Source organism: Microbacterium sp. ISL-103, assembly GCF_018613995.1.
In the GTDB taxonomy this organism is placed as follows: Bacteria; Actinomycetota; Actinomycetes; order Actinomycetales; family Microbacteriaceae; genus Microbacterium.
This window is the reverse complement of the sequence record NZ_JAGGPD010000411.1, coordinates 1-6,594: the sequence shown is the minus strand read 5'-3', so window position 1 is coordinate 6,594 and position 6,594 is coordinate 1. Positions and strand designations below refer to the sequence as shown.

Annotated in this window: 7 protein-coding genes; 3 read left to right on the top strand and 4 right to left on the bottom strand. The window is 67.4% G+C overall.

Going from position 1 to position 6,594, the window contains the following annotated elements; translation table 11 throughout:
- Positions 1-297, bottom strand: a 297-nt coding sequence (leuD, locus tag J7E68_RS14745; protein ID WP_215173821.1) for a 3-isopropylmalate dehydratase small subunit, incomplete at its 3' end; no start/stop codon positions are given.
- A 2-nt stretch (positions 298-299) separates the two neighbouring features.
- Entirely contained in the window at positions 300-1,751 is a 1,452-nt protein-coding gene (leuC, locus tag J7E68_RS14740; RefSeq protein ID WP_215173819.1) for a 3-isopropylmalate dehydratase large subunit, read from the bottom strand.
- Positions 1,752-1,938: 187 nt separating this feature from the next.
- Here leuC and J7E68_RS14735 point away from each other — a divergent pair, with 187 nt between their 5' ends.
- Together J7E68_RS14735 and J7E68_RS14730 are read left to right on the top strand one after the other, a co-directional pair.
- Positions 1,939-3,234, top strand: a complete 1,296-nt coding sequence (locus J7E68_RS14735) for an O-acetylhomoserine aminocarboxypropyltransferase/cysteine synthase family protein (RefSeq protein WP_215173817.1) — start codon at positions 1,939-1,941, stop codon at positions 3,232-3,234.
- Entirely contained in the window at positions 3,231-4,544 is a 1,314-nt protein-coding gene (locus J7E68_RS14730) for an LLM class flavin-dependent oxidoreductase (protein ID WP_215173815.1), read from the top strand. Before J7E68_RS14735 ends, J7E68_RS14730 begins: the two co-directional genes overlap by 4 nt.
- Before the next feature lie 18 nt (positions 4,545-4,562).
- Here J7E68_RS14730 and J7E68_RS14725 read toward each other — a convergent pair whose 3' ends face one another.
- Positions 4,563-5,060 (bottom strand): DUF427 domain-containing protein, encoded by a 498-nt coding sequence (locus tag J7E68_RS14725; RefSeq protein WP_215173813.1) that lies wholly within the window; start codon positions 5,058-5,060, stop codon positions 4,563-4,565.
- A 36-nt stretch (positions 5,061-5,096) separates the two neighbouring features.
- On the opposite strand from J7E68_RS14725, the gene J7E68_RS14720 reads away from it, so the two are divergent.
- A complete protein-coding gene (locus J7E68_RS14720) occupies positions 5,097-5,690 on the top strand; it encodes an LON peptidase substrate-binding domain-containing protein (protein WP_215173811.1) in 594 nt (197 codons plus the stop codon).
- Between the two features lie 12 nt (positions 5,691-5,702).
- Here the strand turns inward: J7E68_RS14720 and J7E68_RS14715 are convergent.
- On the bottom strand, positions 5,703-6,594 hold an 892-nt coding region (locus tag J7E68_RS14715; protein WP_215173800.1), incomplete at its 5' end, for a TerC/Alx family metal homeostasis membrane protein.

Sequence of the window (6,594 nt, the reverse complement as noted above, 5' to 3'; positions counted from 1 at the left end):
GTCAGCGAAACGCGGGCTGAGCACGACCGAGAAGCCGAAGTCGCGCAGCGCCCAGACGGCATGCTCGCGGCTCGATCCGGTGCCGAAGTCGGGCCCGGCGACGAGGACGGATGCCCCCTGGAATGCCGGCTGGTTGAGGACGAAGTCCGGATCCTGTCGCCATCCGTGGAAGAGCGCATCCTCGAAGCCGGTCTTGGTGACGCGTTTGAGGAACACCGCCGGGATGATCTGATCGGTGTCGACGTTGGAGCGCTTGAGCGGAGCGGCGATGCCCGTGTGGGTGATGAACTTCTCCATAGTCAGACCTCCACCATCTCGTTCAGGTCGCTGGGACTCGACAGCGTTCCGCGGATGGCAGTGGCTGCGGCGACGAGCGGCGAGACCAGGTGGGTGCGACCGCCCTTGCCCTGCCGCCCCTCGAAGTTGCGATTGGACGTCGAGGCACAGCGTTCACCCGGAGCCAGCTGGTCGGGATTCATGCCGAGACACATCGAACAGCCGGCGAAGCGCCACTCGGCGCCGAAGTCCTTGATGACCTGGTCGAGTCCCTCGGCCTCCGCTTCGAGCCTCACGCGCGCCGACCCGGGAACGACCATCCCGCGGACGCCGTCCGCCTTCTTCTTGCCCTTGATGATCGAGGCGAAGGCACGCAGGTCTTCGATGCGGCTGTTGGTGCACGAGCCCATGAACACGGCATCCACCGGAACCTCCTTGAGGGGGGTTCCCGGTGTCAGAGCCATGTACTCGGGTGCCCGCTCCGCGGCCGCTCGCTCGTTGGCATCGAGGATATCGGCGGGGTTCGGCACAGCAGCCGACAGCGAGCTGCCCTGACCGGGGTTCGTGCCCCAGGTCACGAACGGCTCGAGCTCGTCGGCATCGATGAACACCTCGGCATCGAACGTCGCCCCCTCGTCGGTGGGGAGCGTGCGCCAATAGGCGACGGCGTCGTCCCAGTCCTGCCCCTTCGGAGCATGGGGCCGGCCCTTCAGGTACTCGAAGGTCGTATCGTCGGGGGCGACCATGCCCGCCCGGGCACCGGCCTCGATCGACATGTTGCAGATCGTCATGCGGCCCTCCATCGACAGCGCGCGGATCGCGCTGCCTCGGAATTCCAGGACGTATCCCTGACCGCCGCCGGTGGTGATCTTCGCGATCACCGCGAGGATGATGTCCTTCGCGGTGACACCGGGGCGCAGCGTCCCCTCGACGTTGATCGCCATGGTCTTGAAGGGCTTCAGAGGCAGCGTCTGCGTCGCCATGACGTGCTCGACCTCGCTCGTGCCGATGCCGAACGCCATCGCCCCGAATGCTCCATGGGTGGAGGTGTGCGAATCTCCGCAGACCACCGTGATTCCCGGCATGGTCAGGCCCAGCTGCGGTCCCACGACGTGGACGATGCCCTGCTCGGCATCGCCGAGCGAGTGCAGACGCACGCCGAACTCGGCGGCGTTGCGCCGCAACGTCTCGATCTGAGTGCGGCTGGTGAGGTCGGCGATGGGCTTGTCGATGTCCCAGGTCGGCGTGTTGTGGTCTTCGGTGGCGATCGTCAGGTCGAGGCGACGCAGCGGCCGGTCTTCTGATCGCAGGCCGTCGAACGCCTGGGGGCTCGTCACCTCATGCACCAGGTGCAGGTCGATGTAGATGAGGTCGGGCTCACCGTTCTCGCCCTTGACCACGAGGTGGTCATCCCAGACCTTCTCAGCGAGGGTCCTGCGACGTGCGGGAGCAGAGTCTGCTGCGGGGATGTTCATTGCGTTTCTCCTGAAGCTGGCGGTTCGGCCCACGATGGACTCCGCGACGAGGAGGGGCTCAGAACGAGGTCTCGTCGCGGCCGCTAAGAAGGAGCACGATCCGCATGACGTCAGATTACCACCGCTTCAGCGCCCGGAGTCGCCGCGTGACACGCTACTCGGACCCGCACCTTCGAGAGGCACCCGAATGACCGTCGACTCCCCCGGCTTCGCCACCACGGCGGTGCCCGCCGCCCGCAGACAGGGAGCCGCACCCTCGCGAGCGACTCCGATCTACCTCACCGCAGGGTTCGAGTTCGACGACTTCGACCATGCCGCCGACCACTTCGGCACCGGCGCGGGCTTCGGGTACACACGAACCGGCAATCCCACGGTGCACGCCGTCGAGCGTCAGCTCGCCGCACTCGAGTCCGCGTCCGAGGCCGTGCTCGTCGCCAGCGGACAGGCCGCCGTCGTCACCGCCCTCCTGACGGTGGCGGGCGCGGGAGACCACATCGTCTCCTCGACTCACATCTATGAGGGCACGCGCGGACTCCTGCTCGACAACCTCGCACGCCTCGGAATCGAGACGACCTTCATCGACGACATCGCCGACGCCGACGCGTGGCGGGGCGCCGTCCGTCCCAACACGCGGGCCCTGTTCGGAGAGTCGATCGCGAACGCACGCAACGACATCCTCGACATCGCCGCCATCAGCGGCGTCGCCGACGAGTTCGCGATCCCTCTCATCGTCGACAACACCCTCGCCACACCCTTCCTCCTGCGTCCTCTCGAGCACGGCGCCGCGATGGTCGTGCACTCGGCGTCGAAGTTCCTCGCCGGCCACGGGTCGGTGCTCGGAGGCGTGATCCTCGACGACGGCCGTTTCGACGCCGCCACGGCGGGACACAACGCTCCGCACCTGGTGCTGCCCGGACGCGGCGGTCTCCCCAGCGTCGCGGCTCGTCACGGAGGCAATGCCCGCATCGCCTACGCGCGTGAATCAGTGGCGCCCCGCTTCGGTGCGTCCCCCTCTCCGCTCAATGCCTTCCTCATCGGCCAGGGCGCCGAGACGCTCGGACTCCGTGTCGAACGTCAGTCGCGCAATGCGCTCGACGTGGCACGCTGGCTGTCCGCTCAGGACGCGGTGGAGAGCGTCGACTACGTCGGGCTCGAGAGCCACCCCGATCACTCACTCGCCGCGAAGTACCTTCAGGGCGGCCATGGATCGATCTTCACCTTCACGCTGAGCGGCGGCCTGGACGCCGCTCGCGACTTCGTCGAGAGCGTCGAGGTCTTCACGCATATGACCCACATCGGTGACGTGCGCTCGCTCGTGCTGCATCCCGCGACCACTAGCCACTCGCACAGGTCGCCCGACGAGCGCGACGTCCTCGGCGTCCGGCCGGGGACACTGCGGCTGTCGATCGGCATCGAGAACGTCGCCGATCTGATCGCCGACCTGGCGCGGGTGCTCGAGCCCGCGCGGCAGGCCGTCGCATGACCGGGCCCCAGCACTTCGGGTGGTTCCTGGCGCGCGGCTTCGGTCCGCAGGGATGGGGGTACCCGTCACTGGACTGGGATTACGACTGGACGCGCCCCGAGATCTATCAAGAGGCGGCGCGCACGCTCGAGCGGGCAGGGTTCGACCTCGTCATCATCGAGGACGCTCCGTCTCTCGGCTCCCCCGACACCCTCGATCTGCGAGTCCGCCACGCGTTCGGCGGCCCGAAGCACGATCCGCTGCTGCTCGCTCCCTACCTCTTCCAGGCGACCCGCCATCTCGGAGTCGTCCCCACCGTGAACCCTGCTGCCTATCTGCCGTACACGGCGGCGCGACAGTTCTCGACCCTGCAGCATCTCAGTGGGCACAGGCTCGGCCTCAACGTCGTGACCGACACCGGGAGCGCCCGGCACTTCTCGGCCGCGGAGCAACTCGGGCATGATGCGGCCTACGACCGCGCTGAGGAGTGGCTCGCCGGCATCCGCTCGCTCTGGCGCAGCTGGGGCGACGGGGCGCTGATCGGCGACCGCGATACCGACCTCTTCGCCGACGGGTCGAAGCTGCACTCCGTGACGCATCGCGGAGAGCACTACGCGTTCGACGGGCCGTTGAACGCGGTGCCGTTCACCGACGGCGAGCCCGCGGTCGTCTCTCCCGGCGGTTCCGGCCGTGGCCTGGGCTTCGCAGGCGCGAACTCCGATGTGCAGCTCGCGCTCGCTCCGTTGAACGAGGCGTCCGTGCGTGCCTACCGGGCGAAGATCCATGACGCGGCCATCGCGGCAGGGCGCTCCGCTTCGGACATCAAGATCCTGTTCGCGATCCAGCCGGTCATCACCTCATCCGCCGAAGAGGCCGACCGCATCGTCGCGGCGTCCGCGCATCCCGACGACGAGGCTCTCGTGCAGATCGCCCGCAAGCAGTCGAGCGACCTCGAGACCGACCTCACGGCGCTCGACCTCGATCGGCCACTCGACACATCGGTCTTCGGCGAGCACGTATCGCGCGGCAGCATCCAGCGTCTGATCGGTGACCGCGGAGAGGATGCTCCGCTGAGGGCACACCTCACGGCACTCGCTCGCACCGGGCGCATCGCCGATCGATCGGGGTTCGTCGGAACGGCCGAGGAATTCGCCGATCTGATCGAAGAGCTGGGTGATTGGGGCAACGACGGCGTGCTGCTCTGGGGCGATTTCCACCCGGTCACGCTGCATCGCACGCTCGACGAGCTCGTGCCCGTGCTGCGGCGCCGCGGGATCCTGCGACGCGAATACGTCGACGGCGGGCTGCAGGCGAACCTGCGCGCGTTCTGATCGCGGCCGCGCGGCGAGCTACCAGCCCAGAGAGCCGGGCACGCCTTTGAAGGGTCCGACGACGGACGACGTCACCCAGCCCCCGTAGAACCCGCCCGGTTGCGGGGAGACGACCTCATCCCCCACCGTGCATTCGTCCATCGGATCCGCGTACACGGCGACCCGGCGCGACAGTTCCTCGAACCCCGACGTCGGATGGGGGTAGGTCCACGCGGCGCCCGCCGCCAGTATGCCTCCGCCGCGCACGTCGAAGTAGCGTGCGGCGCCCTTGAACTCGCAGAACGACGAGCCGGGCGCGTCGGTGAGCACCCCGTCGACGAAATCGTCGATCGGAATGTAATACACGGGAGGGTGACTGGTCTCGAGAACCCGCACCGCGTGCTGCGTGTCGGCGATGAGCTCGCCGCCCAGCCGGATCGTGATGCGGTCGGCCACCTGCTCGACCCTCGGCGGCCGCGGATAGTCCCACACGGATTCCTGACCGGCAGAGGGGACGACGGGGCGGGGTCTGGACATCTGTTCACTGTACGTCGTGCGGTGTTGACTGGGGGCATGGCTGAAATACCGATGTTCCCGCTGGGATCGGTGCTGTTTCCCTACACTCCGCTTCCGCTCCGCGTGTTCGAGCCGCGCTACCTCACCATGATCGGACGCCTTCTCGACGAGGATGACCCGCAATTCGGCGTCGTGCTCATCGAGCGCGGCCATGAGGTCGGGGGTGGCGATCGGCGCAGCCGCATCGGCACGATGGCCAGGCTCGTGACCGTGTCGGCGGACGCGGAGATGCTGTACATGGTCTCCGTCGGCACGGCGCGTTTCACCGTCGAGCACTGGTCTGACGATGCGCCCCACCCGATCGCCGAGGTGACACCGCTGCCCGAGCTGACGTGGCACGATGCGCTCATGCCGTTGCTCACCGAAGCCGAGGCCATCGTGCGGCGCGTCCTCGCTCGCGCCGACGGGCCCTGGGGAGCCGACACGGAACTGTCCGACGATCCTCTCGCTGCGGCCTGGCAGCTCGCCGCGATCGCACCGCTCGGCGAGTACGACCGGTACACGCTGCTGCAGTCCACCACGGCAGGCGCGCTGCTGGGTCAGGTCGTCGACCTCACCCTCGAAGCCGAGCTGCTGTGGTCGGCGGAGTGAAGCACCGCCGGTTCACTCGACCTTCGGGCTGATGCGCTCCGCACGCTTCTCGCGAGATGACGCGATGAGGCTCGCGACGGTCGCCACGGTCATGGCCACGACGATGACACCGAGCGACACCATGTTGTCGATGTCGGGCACCCACTCGACGTGCTGACCGCCGTTGATGAAGGGCAGCTCGTTCTCGTGCAGCGCGTGCAGGATCAGCTTGATGCCGATGAAGCCGAGGATCACCGCGATGCCGTAGTGCAGGTATCGCAGGCGGTCGAGAAGGTCGCCGAGCAGGAAGTAGAGCTGTCGGAGGCCCATCAGCGCGAAGATGTTCGCCGCGAAGACGAGGAAGCCGTTCGTCGTGATCTCGAAGATCGCGGGGATCGAGTCGATCGCGAAGATCAGGTCGGTGACGCCGATCGTGATGAACACGATCACCATGGGCGTCCACATCCGCTTGCCGTCGACGGTCGTGCGGAGCTTCGATCCGTCGTACTCCTCGCTGATGTCGATGCGACGACGAAGCAGACGCACGACGAAATTCTCGCGCTGCACCTCTCCGTCGTGGTCGCCGTCCGGCATCGCCTGGCGGATCGCCGTCCAGATGAGGAAGGCGCCGAAGATGTAGAAGATCGGCGAGAAGTGCTCGACGATCGTGACTCCGACGAGGATGAACGCGCCGCGAAGGATCAGCGCGATGATGATGCCGACCATGAGCACCTGCTGCTGCAGGCGCCGAGGCACCGCGAACTGCGCCATGATGAGGACGAAGACGAACAGGTTGTCGATCGAGAGGCTGTACTCGAGCGCCCAGCCCGTGACGAAGTCGCCGGCATTGCGCCATCCCGCGACGTTCCCGAGCAGCACCGCGACGAGCAGCGCGAGACCGAAGTAGAACACGACCCACAGGGTC